The following is a 14,169-nucleotide window of genomic DNA, read 5'->3' as shown; positions in this document are numbered from 1 at the left end:
CGTCGCGCTGTCTGGCCCCGCGTCGCGCTGTCCGGCCCGCGTCGCGCTGTCCGGCCCGCGTCGCGCTGTCCGGCCCGCGTCGCGCTGTCCGGCCCCGCGGGGAGGGGCTATCGGGTGACTGGTGTGCGGTCGGGTGACGGCCGGACGGCTGGGGCGAGGGCGGCGACGCCGGCGGCCAGCACCGCCAGGGTCAGCAGCGCCCGGCCCATGCCGACCACGTCGGCGAGCGCGCCGATCAGCGGCGGGCCGATCAGGATCGAGCCGTAGCCGATGGTGGTGACGAGCGCGATCGACTCGGCCGGCCGGTCGGTCTCGCCGGCGGCGCTCACGGCGGCCGGGAACACCAGGCACACCCCGGCGCCCCACAGCAGCGCGCCGGCGTAGGTCAGCGGCACCCACGGCGACAGGACGGTGATGAGCACACCGGCGATGCCGAGGAGGCCGCCCGCCCGGACCGCGCCGGCCCTTCCGAGTCTCGCCGCGGCAGGTGTACCGGCGAACCGCACGACCGTCATCGCGGTGGCGAAGACCGAGTAGCCGAGCGCGGCCGACGCCTCCGACAGCCCGCGCCCCGTGTGCAGGTACAGCGCCAGCCAGTCGCCGGCGGCGCCCTCGATGACGGTGGCGCACAGCGTGAGCGCCCCGATGAGCAGCAGCGCCCGGTTCCTGACCGGCGGGCCGGCCGGCCGCGCAACGGACTCCTCAGAGGAAGGGGCGGGGGAGACGCGCTCGTCCACGTACCGCAGCAGGCCCGCGAACGTCACGGCGGTCGCGCAGCAGGCGGCCACGGCGAAGTGCAGCGCGATCCCGGTGCCGCCGCGGGCCGCGAGGGAGCCGGCCGCCGCGCCGAGGATCGAGCCGAGGCTCCAGCACGCGTGGTACCGCGGCATCCACTCGCGCCCCGCCAGCTGGTCGACGGCGCTGCCCTGCACGTTCATGGCGACGTCCCACGAGCCGTACACCATGCCGAGCGCGAACAGGGCCACCGACAGCCACACCAGGTCGGGCGCCAGCCCCGTGCAGCTGAGGACCACCGCCGCCGCCACCGACATGCACGCGACCCAGGTGCGGCTGCCCAGCCGCCGGCAGACGTGCCCGGTCAGCGGCATCGACAGCAGCGAGCCGATGCCGAGCGCGAGCAGCGCCCGCCCGAGCTCGCCGGCGGTGACGTCGAGCTTGGCGACGACCGCCGGGATCCGCGACACCCACGTGCCGAGCAGCGTGCCGCTCGCGGTGAAGACGAGGGCCGTGCCGAGCGCGGCCGATCGCATCGATGAGGTCCGCTCGCTGCGCATCGCACCATCCTGCCCGATCCGGGCGGGAGCGGCACGGGTCAGAGGTCGTTGGGCCGGCGCATGAGGATGGTCTGGTCGTTGTTCCCCGGCGCCGGCGGACCCGACGGCGGACCAGGAGGACCCGGCGGGAACGGAGGACCGGGAGGACCGGGTGGCGGAGCCGCGGGCGAGCCGTAGACGGTGGACCCGCCCTGATACGGAGGGATCACCGAGGTCGGGTTGTCGCCGCCGGCATTCGGCAGCTGGAACACGCCGGTCTCCGGCTCGAGGCGGTCCTTGCGGCGGAAGTAGAAGAGGCTGCCGACCAGGCCGAGGGCCGCGACGATGGCCACCACGCCGATCCAGAAGCCGAACGACAGGCCGCCCTCGTCCTTGACCGGGGTGGTCTTCGGCTCTTCGCGCGGGATCGCGCCGTTGCCGGCCTCCGGCGGGGCGATCTCCTCGGTGGAGGTGGCGGCCGGGTCGGCAGAGGCGCTGCGCGAGGACTTCACGGACTTCGACGGGGTCGGGCTGGCGCCGGTGACCTTGACCTTGAACTTGGCGTCGTTGTTGCCCGGCTTCGGGTCGCTGACCCTCTGGTTGGCGGCGATCCGGGCGACGATGCTGCCCTCGCCGTCGCCGCCGGTGCGCAGCACGAGCTGGATCGTGCCGTTGATCTTCTGCTTGCCCTTGAGGGTGCCCTGGCAGGTGGCTGCGGTGCGGTTGGGCACGACCTTGCAGGGGTTGGCGGACTCGATCTGGGCGTTGGAGGGGGCGCGGATCGTCACGACGACCACCACGTCGGCGTCGTCGTGGTTCTCCACCTCGAAGCCGACGCTCGCCTTCTCACCGGCCTTGCCCTGGGCGCTGCCGTCGGCCCTGGCCTCGATGTCGGCCTCGGCGGGCGCGGCCTGCGCGGGCCCGGTGACGGCGAGCGCGCCGAACATCCCGGCGCCGACGGCGACGGCCAGCGCGGCAGCCGAGATCCGGCGTCGCGCGCGCATCCGCCGCGTCGAGCGTCCCGCGACGCGTGTCGTCGTGCTCATGTCACCCCCAAGCCGGCCCTCGGCGGACAGTAGCAGGATCCATCAAGGACACCACGCGCGCGGCCCGCGGCGGAGGCGGCCGGACGTGGCGAGCGTCACCCCGCGATCACGCCGGGGGCGGTGCGCTGACGCTCGCCAGGGCCATCAGCAGCGCGATCGCCGCGAATCCGAGGTACGCGAAGCGCCGCCGCCGGACCGTCTCGTAGGCGTGCCACCACGCGATCGCCGCCTCGCACACCGGCCCGGCGACGAACACGGTGCTCCTGCGCCGCGGCACGAGCATCGGGGCGAGGCGGACGGCGTTGCTCACGTACACGCGGCGCGCCGGCGAGGGCTCGTCCGGATGCCAGGCGGTCACCTGGATCTCGTGGTCGTCGTCGCCGGCCCCGTCCTCGCCGAGGAACCAGCGCTCGGACCGGCGGGCGAAGACCCGGCCGAGGAAGTCGTCGGCGGCGCCCTCGTGCCCGAGCCGGGTGCGCTGCAGCTCCAGCCAGCTCCACCGGGCCGCGACGTCGGTGAGGACGTCGCCGTACAGATGATCCGCGTCCGCCTCGGCGCCGACGACGCGCACGGCGTCGCGCCGCAGCGGCTCCAGGTGCCGCGACACGAACGCGACGTACTCGACCGGCGGCTCCGACGTCATCCGCATCACACCATCGTCGCCGCCCACACCGCGGAGCGCCACCCTGTCGGCCTGCCGGCCCATGCCGTGGAGTGCCACCCTGCCGGCCCACGCCGTGGAGCGCCACCCTCACCACCAGCGACGTTCCTGAGGCGCCGAGCGCCGCCCGCCGTTCGCGCAAGGTCAACTGTTGCGTGCGGATGCGATGATCGGCCCCGTGGGCTCCGCGTTACCCGTCGGCCGGGAGGTCCTCATCCCCCGGCAGCTGTCGGTCGCCATCGACGAGGGTGGCATCCGCACGGCTTCCGGCATGCTGCCCGCACTGCTCTACACGACCGAGGGCCTGGAGCGGCACGGCCAGCGGGAGATGGTGTTCGCCGTGGTCCGCACCGGGGCGCCCGCCCCCGGCTACCCGCTGTCGATGGCGCGCACCGTCCACCGGCTCGCCGCCGAGGGCAGGCTCGTGGAGGCCGGCGACGTCAGCGTCTTCAACCAGCCCGGCATCGACATCGACGGCCGGGTCACCGGGTTCGTGTACGCCGCCGCCCCCGAGGACATCCCGTCGACCGTGACCTTCGAGCGCCCGCCGCTGGTCGCGCTGCCGCTGCTGGCCGGCGAGACCGCGGTCGTGCAGCGCTTCGGCCACGCACGGGTCCTGTCGCTGCTCGGCGCGCAGGAGCGGTACTACCCGCACCCGTGGTGGTTCCGCCCCGGCCGCGCCCCGGTCGTCGACGACGCCGAGTTCCGGGCCGCGACGATGCTGTCGAAGGCGCCCGCCTACAACCTGCCGTTCCTGCGGGTCGTGCACATCGGCGACCGGCTCGAGCTGACGATCACCGCGGGCGACCCGACCTCCTACATCGGCGGCGCCGACGAGGAGCTGGAGGCGTTCGAGGAGGCGCTGCGCGAGGCCGACGACGTGTGCGCGTTCCTGCCCGGCCTCGCCGACGCCCCGCAGACCTACGTGTGGACCCCCGGCCAGCGCGGCCCGGCCGCGATCGTGGCGCCCGGCGGCGAGCGCTCGACCCGCATCGGCTGCAACTTCCTGCTCCTGGTCCGCGGCACCGCCGCGCCGACCGCCCGCCAGGTCGAGGACGGCTTCGCGGTGCTGCTGACCGGCGCGATGTACGCCCGGCTGCGGCAGGCGGTCGAGGCGGGCCGCTCGATCGAGATCGGCCTGCCCGCCGGCGCGGTCAGCACCCTCGCGCTGCGGCTGGCGCCCCGCCCCGGCCCCGCGACGCGTCAGGTGGCCGAGGTGCGGCCCGGCCCCGGCGGCCACTGGCCCTCCGGCAATGGAGGCGACGGAGGCGACGGAGGCAACGGAGGCAACGGAGGCGGTGACGGCGGCGACCACAAGGCCGGTGAGCGGTACCGCACCGGCGAGCTCACCATCTACCACCCGCCGCGCGCCGAGGAGGCGGCTCCGGCCACCGCCGACGGCCGGACGCTGCGGCACGTCGACCGGGGCAAAATCGTGCTGCTCACGCCGGAGGAGCAGCTGCGGCAGGCGACGACGGCGGCGGAGCTCGGCGACTTCATCGACCGGGCGAGGGGCATCGTCGACCGCGCGTTCACCGGGGTCCGGCACGGCACCGAGGAGCTCATGGTCGAGTTCCGCCTGGGCCCGTCGCGGCCGGTCGGCGTGCGGATCATGGCCCGGCCGGAGGCGCCGCCGCGCGAGCTGCAGGTGGTCCTGGAGCGCCAGCTGCTGGCCCTGCGCCCGCCGACGATCCGGTTCACCGAGGTCGCCTTCCAGCTGCACCTGCGCCTGTACCGCTAAGCCCGCCGCAGCCGTGCCGCTAAGCCCGCCGCAGCCGGTGCAGCACGTGCGGGGCCAGCGGGTGGTCCGGCGCCAGGCTCGGGTGCAGGAAGTCGTCCGCCGGGTCGCGGGTCATCCCGATCCGCCGCATCACCGCCTGCGAGGGCTCGTTGGTCCGGGTGGTGATGGACACGATCTCGTCCATGCCGGCCTCACCGAACGCGTAGTCGCGCGCCGCGACGGCCGCCTCCGTCGCGTAGCCCTGCCCCCAGGCGTGCCGGGCCAGCCGCCAGCCGATCTCCAACGCCGGCGTGAAGTGCGCCGGGAACCGCTGCCACGCCAGCCCGACGAACCCGATGAAGGTGCCGGCCGCGTCGACGGCCCACAACCCGTAGCCGTGCTCGTCGAACGCGGCCTCGATCCGGTCGGCGAACTCGTCGCTCTCGGCCCGGGTCAGCGGCCGCGGGAAGAACCGCATGACCTCGGGGTCGGCGTTGAGCGCCGCGAACGGCACCCGGTCCTCGTCGCGCCAGCGGCGCAGCACCAGCCGTGCGGTTGTCATCACCCTGCTACTGAGTACGCGATTCCCGGGCCACCTTCAACCCCCACAGGACCAGCGGCACCTGCAGCGGCAGCCGGCCGTAGGCGATCGCACGGCGGGCCGGCGGCGCCTTGCGCCAGTCGACCGCCATCTTCACGTTGGCCGGGAACACCGCCGCGAAGAAGCCGGCGGCGGCGAGCCCGGCCGCCCGGCGGGTGCGCGGGTGGACGAGCCCGGCCGCGAGCGCGAGCTCCGCGACCCCGCTCACGGACGTGTAGGTCCGCGGCGACCCGGGCAGCGACCGCGGCACGATCCGGTCGTAGGGCTCCGGATTCACCAGGTGCGTGACCCCGGCCGCGGCAAGGAGCCCGGCGAGCGCGTACGCGGACCGTCGCGCCCGCCGGCCGTGCCCCAGTGCCGCGACCAAAGGCCGGCTCACGTGAGCCGGACGATCATCTTGCCCAGGTTCTCGCCGCGGAGCATGCCGAGGAACCCGTCGACGGCGTGGTCGATCCCGTCGACGAACGTCTCCGCGACCTTGACCTTGCCCTCGCGCAGCCAGCCGGACATCTCGTCGACGAACTCCTGCCGCCGCCCCCAGTGGTCCAGCACCAGGAACCCCTGCATGGTGATCCGCTTGCTGATCAGCAGCGTCAGGTTGCGGATGCCGGTCGCGTCGGGGTTGTTGTACTGCGAGATCGCGCCGCAGATCGCGACCCGGCCGTGCAGGTTCATCCGGAAGAGCGCCGCCTCCAGCTGCTCGCCGCCGACGTTGTCGAAGAAGACGTCGATGCCGTCGGGCGTCAGCTGCTTCAGCTGGGTGCGGATCGAGCCGTCCTTGTAGTTGAACGCGGCGTCGAAGCCGAGGTCGTCGACGAGGTAGCGCACCTTCTCCGCCGACCCCGCGGACCCGATCACCAGCCGCGCGCCCCGCAGCCGCGCGATCTGCCCGACCAGCGTGCCGACGGCCCCCGCGGCGCCGGAGACGAAGACCGTCTCGTCGGGCCGCATCCTCGCGACGTCGAGGAGTCCGGCGTACGCCGTGAGCCCCGGCATGCCGAGCACGCCCAGGTACGCCGAGGCGGGCGCGATCGCGGTGTCCACGACCCGCGTGTGCTTCGCGTCGAGCAGCGCGTGCTCCCGCCAGCCGAGCCCGTGCAGCACGCTGTCGCCGACGGCGACGTCCGGGCTCTCCGAGGCGATGACGGTGCCGACCGCGCCGCCGTCGAGGGCCGCGTCGACCTGGAACGGTGCCACGTAGGACGGCACGTCGTTCATCCGGCCGCGCATCGCGGGGTCGACCGACATCACGTCGTTGCGCACGAGCACCTGGCCGGGACCGGGCGCGGGCAGCTCCTCCGTGACGAGGCGGAAGTCCTCGGGCGTCGGGAAGCCGGTCGGCCGGGCGGCGAGCTGCCACACCTTGCTGCTGGTCGTCATGCGAGCTCCAGCTTGACGTCGATGTTGCCGCGGGTCGCGTTGGAATACGGGCAGACCTGGTGCGCCGCCTCGACCAGCTGCCACGCGGCGTCCCGCTCGACGCCGGGCAGGGTGACGGTGAGGGTGACGTCGAGCCCGAAGCCGCCGTTGCCGTTGGGTCCGATGCCGACCCGGGCGTTGACCTCGCTGCCGTCGACGGACGCCTTGGCGCGGCGGGCGACGACCCGCAGCGCGCTGTGGAAGCAGGCCGCATAGCCGGCCGCGAACAGCTGCTCGGGGTTGGTCGCGCCGCCGGCGCCGCCCATCTCCTTCGGCACCGCGACGTCCACGTCGATGATGCCGTCGGTGCTGGTGACGTGGCCGTCGCGGCCGTCGCCGGTGGCGGTGACCTCAGCGGTGTACAGGACTGCCATCAGGAGGGCCTCCTTGCAGGTCGGTGAGCGCGCCGGTGAGGCGCACCAGGGTTTCGCGGAGCTCGTCGAGCTCGTCGATGCCGAGCCCGCCCTCGCAGACGAGCCTGCCCGGGACGTCCCGGGCCCGCTCGCGCAGCGCGGTGCCGGCCGCGGTGAGCTGGATGGTGACGGACCGCTCGTCGTCGGCGCGCCGCGCCCGCGTGACGAGGCCGGCCGCCTCCAGGCGCTTGAGCAGCGGCGACAGGGTGCTGGAGTCGAGCCGCAGGGCGGCGCCGATCTCCTTGACGGTCCGCTGGTCCTGCTCCCAGAGCACGAGTAGGACCAGGTACTGCGGGTACGTGATGCCCAGCTCGTCGAGCAGCGGCCGGTATCGCGCGGTGACGGCCCGCGAGGCCGTGTACAGCGCGAAGCAGACCTGCTGGTCGAGTGCCAGAACATCCCTCACGTCCAGAACGGTAGCACGCGATTAAGTCGTGCACGACTTGAGTGACCCATTGACACTTTTGTTTATCCGGGGCAAAGTTCTGGCAGAAGCAACGGAAGGTGCGTTCGGCGCGCTCCTCCCTCCCCGCGATCGCGACGGTCCCGCACAGGCCCGCGATCCATCCGGAAGGAGCACGTCCTGTGCGTATACCTGTTCGGAAACTGATCGCGGCCGCCGCCGTCGCGGCCCTCCTCGCCGCGGGTGGTGCGGCCACCCCCGCGTCCGCCGCCCCGGCGTACAAGGTCCTCGTCTTCTCCAAGACGGCAGGCTTCCGCCACAGCTCGATCCCCAACGGCATCGCCGCCGTCCAGGCCCTCGGCGGCGCGAACAACTTCGCCGTCGACGCGACCGAGGACGCCGCCGCGTTCACGACCGCGAACCTGGCCCAGTACAAGGCGGTCGTGTGGCTGTCGACCACCGGTGACGTGCTCGACGCCACCCAGCAGGCCGCGTTCGAGTCCTACATCCGCGCCGGCGGCGGCTACGTCGGCGTGCACGCCGCGGCCGACACCGAGTACGCCTGGCCCTGGTACGGCAACCTCGTCGGCGCCTGGTTCGCCTCGCACCCGGCGCAGCAGCAGGCGACGATCAGGGTCGAGGACCGCGCGAACCCGGCGACCGCGCACCTGCCGCAGACCTGGACCCGCACCGACGAGTGGTACAACTACCAGACCAACCCCCGCAGCACCGCCAAGGTCCTCATGAGCCTCGACGAGGGCAGCTACAGCGGCGGGTCGATGGCCGGCGACCACCCCATCTCGTGGTGCAAGCAGTTCGACGGCGGCCGTAGCTGGTACACCGGACTCGGCCACACCGAGGCGTCCTACACCGAGGCGAACTTCACCACCCACCTCCTCGGCGGCATCAAGTGGGCCGCGGGGCAGGTCCAGGCGGACTGCCGCCCCGAGACCGGCTACCAGGCGCTGTTCGACGGCAGCCAGGCGAGCCTCAACCAGTGGCGGCAGGCCGGCCCCGGCGGGTTCACGCTCGCCGACGGCACGCTCACCTCGTTCGGCGGCATGGGGCTGCTCTGGTATCCGATGAGCCAGTTCTCCAACTACTCGCTGAAGGTCGACTGGCAGATGCCCGGCGACGACAACGGCGGCGTCTTCATCGGCTTCCCCGACCCTAACGGTGACCCGTGGGGCCCCGTGAACGCCGGCCACGAGATCCAGATCGACGCCACCGACGCCGACCCGTCCCGCACCACCGGCAGCGTGTACAGCTTCAAGGCCCCCGACGCCGCCCTGCGCGCCGCCGCCCTCAACCCGCCCGGGCAGTGGAACACCTACGAGGTCGGCGTGCACGGCCAGCGGGTCGAGATCTGGCTCAACGGCGTGAAGATCAACGACTACACGAGCACCCGGGCGATCCAGTCCGGCTACATCGGCGTGCAGAACGACGGCGCCGGCGCCGACATCTTCTACCGCAACATCCGCATCAAGACCGACGGCAGCCAGCCGGCCACCGACATCGCCCGCGGCAAGACCGCGACCGCGTCGTCGGTCGAGCCCAACAGCACGCTCGTCGCGGCGAACGCGGTCGACGGCAACAGCACGACCCGCTGGGGCAGCGTCCACGCCGACCCGCAGTGGCTGCAGGTCGACCTCGGCGCCTCGTACAACCTCAACCGGGTCCGGATCAACTGGGAGGCCGCCTACGCGAAGGCGTACCAGATCCAGACCTCGCCGGACGGGTCCACCTGGACCAACGTCTACACCACGATCACCGGCGACGGCGGCGTGGACGACGTCACCCTCACCGGCACGGGCCGCTACGTCCGGGTGAACCAGACCCAGCGCGGCACGCAGTGGGGCTACTCGATCTGGGATCTCAGCGTGTACGGCACGCCGGCCGGCACCGGTCCGCAGTCGCTGTGCCGCAACTGCCCGGTGACGGTGTCGTCCGTCGAGTCCGGCAGCCCGCACGCCGGCGCCAACGCCGTCGACGGCAACACCGCGACCCGCTGGGGCAGCGCCTACAGCGACCCGCAGTGGATCCGGCTCGACCTCGGCGCCACCCGCACGATCACGCGGGTGCGGCTCAACTGGGAGACGGCGTACGGCAAGGCGTACCAGATCCAGACCTCGCCGGACGGCAACACCTGGACGAACATCTACACCACGACGACCGGCGACGGCGGCATCGACGACGTGACCGTCAACGGCTCCGGCCGCTACCTGCGGGTCAACGGCACCCAGCGCGGCACGCAGTGGGGCTACTCGCTGTGGGAGCTGGAGGCCTTCGGCTCCTGACCCGCCATACTTCGAAGATGCGCGATCCGGTGCGGTGGTCCGCGGTGGTCTCCTCGGCCACCGCACCGGTCCTGCTCATCGGCGGCTGGAGCGTCGCCGCGGCGCTCCAGCCATCCTTCGACCCGCTCCGCGACACGATCAGCGCCCTGGCCGGCCTCGGCGCCACCGACCGGTGGGTGATGACGGTGGCGCTGCTCGGGGTCGGGATCTGCCACGTCGTCACCGCCCACGGCCTGCGCCCCGTCGCCACGCAGGCCCGGGTCATGCTCGCCGCGGGCGGGGTCGCCACGGTCCTGGTGGCCGCGTTCCCGCTGCCCCGGGCCGGCTCGTCGGGCGCGCATCAGGCGGCGGCGACCATCGCGTTCGCCTGCCTGGCCATCTGGCCGGCCCTGAGCCGCGTCCCGCTCGCGCGGGTGGCCACCGGGGTGCTGGTCACGCTCGTCGTGCTGTTCTCGATCGCGCTCGCCACGGGTGTACTGGTAGGACTCGCCGAACGCCTGGCCGCGGGCGCTCAGGCACTCTGGCCGCTCGCGGCCGTGCTCCTCCTGCGCCGGCTCACCGTCCGGCGGTGATCAGGTCGGCGGCCTTCTCCGCGATCATGTAGACCGGTGCCATGGTGTGGCCGAACCTGTCCCGCTGTGTGCGCGTGCTCCCTACGCTCGTCAGCCTTCCTGGCGGCGAATCACGACATCGAGAATGTTGGGCGAGGAGCGCCAGGAGCTGCTGGACGAGCCCTTCCTCCTCGGCTGCGCACTGATCCCTGACCACTTCGGCGAAGTCTTGGGGAACCTGACATGGGGTGGCAGGAATGGGGGCCAGGATGGGGGCATGACTGGATTTGCCACGCTCATCATGGTGAACATCGATTGTGCCGAGCCGCCGGTGCTGGCGGAGTTCTACAGCGAGATGCTCGGGTGGGAGGTGACGCACACGCAGGCGGAGTACGCGATGGTCAGTGACGGGAAGACGTCGATCGGGTTCGGGCAGATCGGGAGCTACGAGAAGCCGACGTGGCCCGAGGGGCCGGTGCCGAAGCAGTTCCACCTGGACTTCTACGTCGACGATCTCGCGGACGCCGAGGAGCGGGCGGTGAAGCTCGGGGCCACCAGGGCCGAGTTCCAGCCGGCGCCGGAGCGGTACCTGGTGCTCGTCGACCCGGCGGGGCACCCGTTCTGCGCCTGCCTGCGGTCGTAGCGCGCGACGGTCAGCGGGTCAGGGTCGAGGACGAGACCGACGGGGGGCGGGCGCCGAGGAAGTAGATGCCGGGGAAGCCCTGCGTCTCGAAGCCGGCGCTCGGGTTCTTGCGCAGCGTGGAGCTCTCGATGGACATGGTGCCGGAGCGGTCGTTGCTGACGAAGAAGACGGCGCCGCCGCCCTCGTTGGCCTTGTTCTGCTCGACGAGGGTGCCGGCGAGGCGGACGGTGAACTGGTTGCCGTCGCAGTAGATGGCGCCGCCGCTGCCGCCGCCGGGGGTGCCGGGGCGGGCGGGGTTGGCGCCCTTGCCGACGGCGGAGTTGTAGGACAGGACGCTGTTGAGGACGACCCAGGACACGCCGATGCTGCTCAGGGCGCCGCCGTTCGCGCAGACGCCGCCCTGGCCGGCGGCGCCGCCGAAGGTGCTGCTCACGATGTAGACGGGCTGGTTGTGGTACTGGCTGAGCACCCGGATCGCGGCGCCGCCGAGGTCCGGGCCGGTCTGGTCGCAGCGGTTGCGGACGAAGCGGGCGTTGACGACCTTGAACCGGCCGCCGCGGACGAAGATCGCGCCGCCTCCGCCGCCCTCCGTGGTGTCGCCGGTGGAGTTGCCGTCGGCGAAGGTCAGGTTCTGCACGGTCAGCGACGGGTGGTCCTGGTCCTGGCAGTGCGAGGTGGTCCAGCCCTGGTTCTTGTCGCACGTGTTCATGTAGAGGATGCGCCGCTTGCCCTCGCCGCTGAGGGTGACCTTGCCGCCGCCGTCGAGCACGATCTTCGCGCCCTGCACGTTCTTGATCTTCGCGGTGGCCTTCATCGTGATGGTGACGGGCTGCGGGCCGCAGTTGAACGTGATGACTCCGCCGGCGCCGACCGCCGACACGACCGCCTCGGACGTGCAGCTCGCGGGGGTGCCGTTGCCGATGACACGGGTGGGTTTCGACGTGTCGGCGGCGCGGGCCTCGGCCGGCACGGCGGCCCGGCCGTTCGGGTTGCCGTTCGCCTGCGGGGACGGCGGCGCGGCGGAGGTGCTGCCGGGTGCGCTTGACGTCGCCGGTACCGACGATGCCGCCGCGACCGGGGAGGAAGGCACGGGCGAAGCGGGAGCGGCGACATCGCGGGGCGACCCGCCGCACCCGGCGAGGGCGAGAACGACCGTCGTCAGTGCCGCTGCCAGGGCGCGTCGTCGCATCCGGCGATCCTACTCAGCCGAGTCCGCGCTCCCAGTCCACGGCGGCGGCCTCCAGGGCCTGCGGGTCGAGGTCGAGCGTGATCGGGTAGTCGTAGGTGCGCATCCGCTCCTCGCCGAGCCAGGGCGGCGCCGCGGCCAGGGAGAACCCGACCGTGACCCGCGGCTGGAGGTGGTCGTGCTCCTCGAGCGTGAAGGTCAGGTCCGGCGCCGCGAACGCCAGCCGGTCCGGCAGCTCCAGCCGCCCCTTCGCGGCCCGCAGGAGCCACTGGCCGAGCGCCGCCGCCTCCGCCTCGGTCAGGCAGGCGTCGCGGAAGGTCCACGCCCGCCCGTCGCCGGCGTCGACGACCCCCTCGACGACGAGCAGCTCGCCGGTGCGGTCCGCCACGCTGAGCGCGACGGCGACACCGCCGGGTCCTTCCAGCAGCATGCGATCAGCATCGCAAAGCGGGGCGCGCCGGCGCACCGGACGTTCGGGCGGACCGCAGGCCCGCTACGGTGGCGAAATGACGACGCGACCACGACTGGCGGAGCTGCTGGACATGGCGCCGCACCCCGAGGGCGGCTGGTTCCGGGAGACCTGGCGCTCGCCGGTGGCGTTCTCGCCGGAGGGGTACGACGGGCCGCGCAACGCGGCGACCGCGATCTACTTCCTGCTGCACCCGGGCGAGGAGTCGGCGTGGCACGTGGTCCGCTCCGACGAGCTGTGGTTCTGGCACTCGGGCGGCCCCCTCGCGCTGCGCCTCGGCGGCTCCGGCGAAGCGCCCGGCGAGGGCCCGACCACGCTCCTGGGCGGGGACGTCGCGGCGGGGCAGCGCCCGCAGGTGCTGATCCCCGCCGGCGTCTGGCAGGCCGCCGTCCCGACCGGCACCGAGCCGGTCCTGGTCAGCTGCGTCGTCGCCCCGGGCTTCGACTTCGCCGACTTCCGCCTGCACGACAAGGCCTGACGGTCCACATCGGACTGTGATGGTGTCCGATGTGGACCGTCCCGGCGTCAGGCGACCCGGCGGGCGAAGCTGAACGCGTAGATCGGCGAGAGCTTCACGCCGCCGCGTTCGGTGGAGGCGTGCACCATCCGGCCGCCGCCGACGTAGATGCCGACGTGCCCGGAGGCCGGGAACACCAGGTCGCCGGGGCGCAGCTCGCCGCGCCCGACCGGCCGGCCGACCCTGGCGAGCCCTCCGGTCTGGTGCGGCAGCGAGATGCCGATCCGCTGGAACGCGGCGGCGACGAGGCCCGAGCAGTCGAACCGGTCGGGGCCGGCCGACCCGAACCCGTAGCCCTTGCCGACCTGGGCGAGCGCGAACCCGACCACCCCGCCGCCGGCCGCCGGCGTCCAGGTGGGGGGCGGGGGCGCCCACGTCCTCGGGGCGCGACGGGTGACCGGTGGGCGCTGCCGGCCCGGTCCGGTGCGCGGCGCGGTCGAAGCCCGGGTCCGCGGTGCCGGCCGGCTCCGGCTGGCCGGCCGCTGCCGGGTGACCGCCCCCGCGACGGTCACCGCCTCGGCCCGCGCCGTCGCGGAAGCCTCCGCGGCGGCGTCAGCGGCGGCCTGCGCCGCGGCGGCCTGCTGGGCGAGCCGCGCTCGCTGGGCGTCCCGGCTCGCGGCGCGCACCTCGCGGAGCTCGGCGCGGGCATCGGTCGTGCCGCCCTCGTAGTACCAGACGGACCTGACGCCGACCGGTGGCGTCGTCGTGCTGATCCGTGCGGCCGGCGACGTGTCGGCTGGGGCGCCGTGGGCCGGCGCGCTCCCGGCCACCCCGCACAGCACCACGCAGAGCGCGGTGCCGAGGTTGATGCGCAACGTGCGTGCCGTCCTGCGGGGACGGCGTAACGGATGTGTGGACAGTGCGACTCCCCGCTCGGCCCGGGGCTCTCCTGCGCTCTCCGGCTGCCCTGCCGTCACGGAGTCGTCACGGTCGGGCGGTGCCTCCCAGCGGTCGGAACCGCCGGGACGC

At 73.4% G+C, this 14,169-nt stretch carries 16 protein-coding genes; 5 read left to right on the top strand and 11 right to left on the bottom strand.

Features of this window, described 5'->3' with window-relative positions:
- Positions 1–107 precede the first annotated feature (107 nt).
- The 3 genes from AB0I21_RS01450 to AB0I21_RS01440 all read right to left on the bottom strand — a co-directional run bounded on the left by AB0I21_RS01450 (position 108) and on the right by AB0I21_RS01440 (position 2,969).
- Positions 108–1,295, bottom strand: a complete 1,188-nt coding sequence (locus AB0I21_RS01450; protein ID WP_360558203.1) for an MFS transporter — start codon at positions 1,293–1,295, stop codon at positions 108–110.
- Positions 1,296–1,333: 38 nt separating this feature from the next.
- The gene (locus tag AB0I21_RS01445) at positions 1,334–2,320 is read right to left on the bottom strand and encodes a hypothetical protein (protein ID WP_360558202.1); all 987 of its coding nucleotides are present in this window, start codon (positions 2,318–2,320) and stop codon (positions 1,334–1,336) included.
- A 106-nt stretch (positions 2,321–2,426) separates the two neighbouring features.
- Positions 2,427–2,969 carry a hypothetical protein gene (locus AB0I21_RS01440; RefSeq protein ID WP_360558200.1) on the bottom strand — a complete coding sequence of 181 codons (543 nt, stop codon included), beginning with the start codon at positions 2,967–2,969 and terminating at the stop codon, positions 2,427–2,429.
- 190 nt (positions 2,970–3,159) lie between these two features.
- Between AB0I21_RS01440 and AB0I21_RS01435 the strand changes: the two genes are divergently transcribed.
- Positions 3,160–4,722: a hypothetical protein gene (locus AB0I21_RS01435; protein WP_360558199.1), complete on the top strand. Its 1,563-nt coding sequence runs from the start codon at positions 3,160–3,162 to the stop codon at positions 4,720–4,722.
- A gap of 19 nt (positions 4,723–4,741) precedes the next feature.
- On the opposite strand, the gene AB0I21_RS01430 is transcribed toward AB0I21_RS01435, so the two are convergent.
- Genes AB0I21_RS01430 through AB0I21_RS01410 form a run of 5 tightly spaced genes read right to left on the bottom strand, consistent with a single transcriptional unit; the run spans position 4,742 to position 7,540 of the window.
- A complete protein-coding gene (locus AB0I21_RS01430; RefSeq protein ID WP_360558198.1) occupies positions 4,742–5,263 on the bottom strand; it encodes a GNAT family N-acetyltransferase in 522 nt (173 codons plus the stop codon).
- A gap of 7 nt (positions 5,264–5,270) precedes the next feature.
- A complete protein-coding gene (locus tag AB0I21_RS01425; protein WP_360558197.1) occupies positions 5,271–5,681 on the bottom strand; it encodes a hypothetical protein in 411 nt (136 codons plus the stop codon).
- The gene (locus tag AB0I21_RS01420) at positions 5,678–6,682 is read right to left on the bottom strand and encodes an NADP-dependent oxidoreductase (RefSeq protein WP_344503057.1); all 1,005 of its coding nucleotides are present in this window, start codon (positions 6,680–6,682) and stop codon (positions 5,678–5,680) included. The genes AB0I21_RS01425 and AB0I21_RS01420 overlap by 4 nt, the downstream gene beginning before the upstream one ends.
- The gene (locus AB0I21_RS01415; RefSeq protein WP_344503056.1) at positions 6,679–7,095 is read right to left on the bottom strand and encodes an organic hydroperoxide resistance protein; all 417 of its coding nucleotides are present in this window, start codon (positions 7,093–7,095) and stop codon (positions 6,679–6,681) included. Before AB0I21_RS01415 ends, AB0I21_RS01420 begins: the two co-directional genes overlap by 4 nt.
- On the bottom strand, positions 7,073–7,540 hold the full coding sequence (locus AB0I21_RS01410) for a MarR family transcriptional regulator (protein WP_360558195.1): 468 nt from the start codon (positions 7,538–7,540) through the stop codon (positions 7,073–7,075). The genes AB0I21_RS01415 and AB0I21_RS01410 overlap by 23 nt, the downstream gene beginning before the upstream one ends.
- 179 nt (positions 7,541–7,719) lie before the next feature.
- Between AB0I21_RS01410 and AB0I21_RS01405 the strand changes: the two genes are divergently transcribed.
- The 3 genes from AB0I21_RS01405 (at position 7,720) to AB0I21_RS01395 (ending at position 11,028) form a co-directional block, all read left to right on the top strand.
- Positions 7,720–9,834: a ThuA domain-containing protein gene (locus AB0I21_RS01405; protein WP_360558193.1), complete on the top strand. Its 2,115-nt coding sequence runs from the start codon at positions 7,720–7,722 to the stop codon at positions 9,832–9,834.
- A 17-nt stretch (positions 9,835–9,851) separates the two neighbouring features.
- Positions 9,852–10,406, top strand: a complete 555-nt coding sequence (locus AB0I21_RS01400) for a DUF998 domain-containing protein (protein ID WP_360558192.1) — start codon at positions 9,852–9,854, stop codon at positions 10,404–10,406.
- Between the two features lie 256 nt (positions 10,407–10,662).
- Positions 10,663–11,028 carry a VOC family protein gene (locus tag AB0I21_RS01395; protein WP_360558190.1) on the top strand — a complete coding sequence of 122 codons (366 nt, stop codon included), beginning with the start codon at positions 10,663–10,665 and terminating at the stop codon, positions 11,026–11,028.
- Between the two features lie 10 nt (positions 11,029–11,038).
- On the opposite strand, the gene AB0I21_RS01390 is transcribed toward AB0I21_RS01395, so the two are convergent.
- A complete protein-coding gene (locus tag AB0I21_RS01390; protein ID WP_360558188.1) occupies positions 11,039–12,217 on the bottom strand; it encodes a hypothetical protein in 1,179 nt (392 codons plus the stop codon).
- Positions 12,218–12,230: 13 nt separating this feature from the next.
- Positions 12,231–12,644: a hypothetical protein gene (locus AB0I21_RS01385; RefSeq protein ID WP_360558186.1), complete on the bottom strand. Its 414-nt coding sequence runs from the start codon at positions 12,642–12,644 to the stop codon at positions 12,231–12,233.
- A 76-nt stretch (positions 12,645–12,720) separates the two neighbouring features.
- Here AB0I21_RS01385 and AB0I21_RS01380 point away from each other — a divergent pair, with 76 nt between their 5' ends.
- Positions 12,721–13,161, top strand: coding sequence for a cupin domain-containing protein (locus tag AB0I21_RS01380; RefSeq protein ID WP_360558184.1), 441 nt, complete (start codon positions 12,721–12,723; stop codon positions 13,159–13,161).
- A gap of 47 nt (positions 13,162–13,208) precedes the next feature.
- On the opposite strand, the gene AB0I21_RS01375 is transcribed toward AB0I21_RS01380, so the two are convergent.
- Positions 13,209–14,015 carry a C40 family peptidase gene (locus AB0I21_RS01375; RefSeq protein WP_360558182.1) on the bottom strand — a complete coding sequence of 269 codons (807 nt, stop codon included), beginning with the start codon at positions 14,013–14,015 and terminating at the stop codon, positions 13,209–13,211.
- Positions 14,016–14,169: the final 154 nt, after the last annotated feature.

It is taken from the genome of Dactylosporangium sp. NPDC050588, assembly GCF_040654975.1.
In the GTDB taxonomy this organism is placed as follows: domain Bacteria; phylum Actinomycetota; class Actinomycetes; order Mycobacteriales; family Micromonosporaceae; genus Dactylosporangium; species Dactylosporangium maewongense.
The sequence above is the reverse complement of the archived record's forward strand: the minus strand, read 5'-3'. Positions and strand labels throughout refer to the sequence as shown.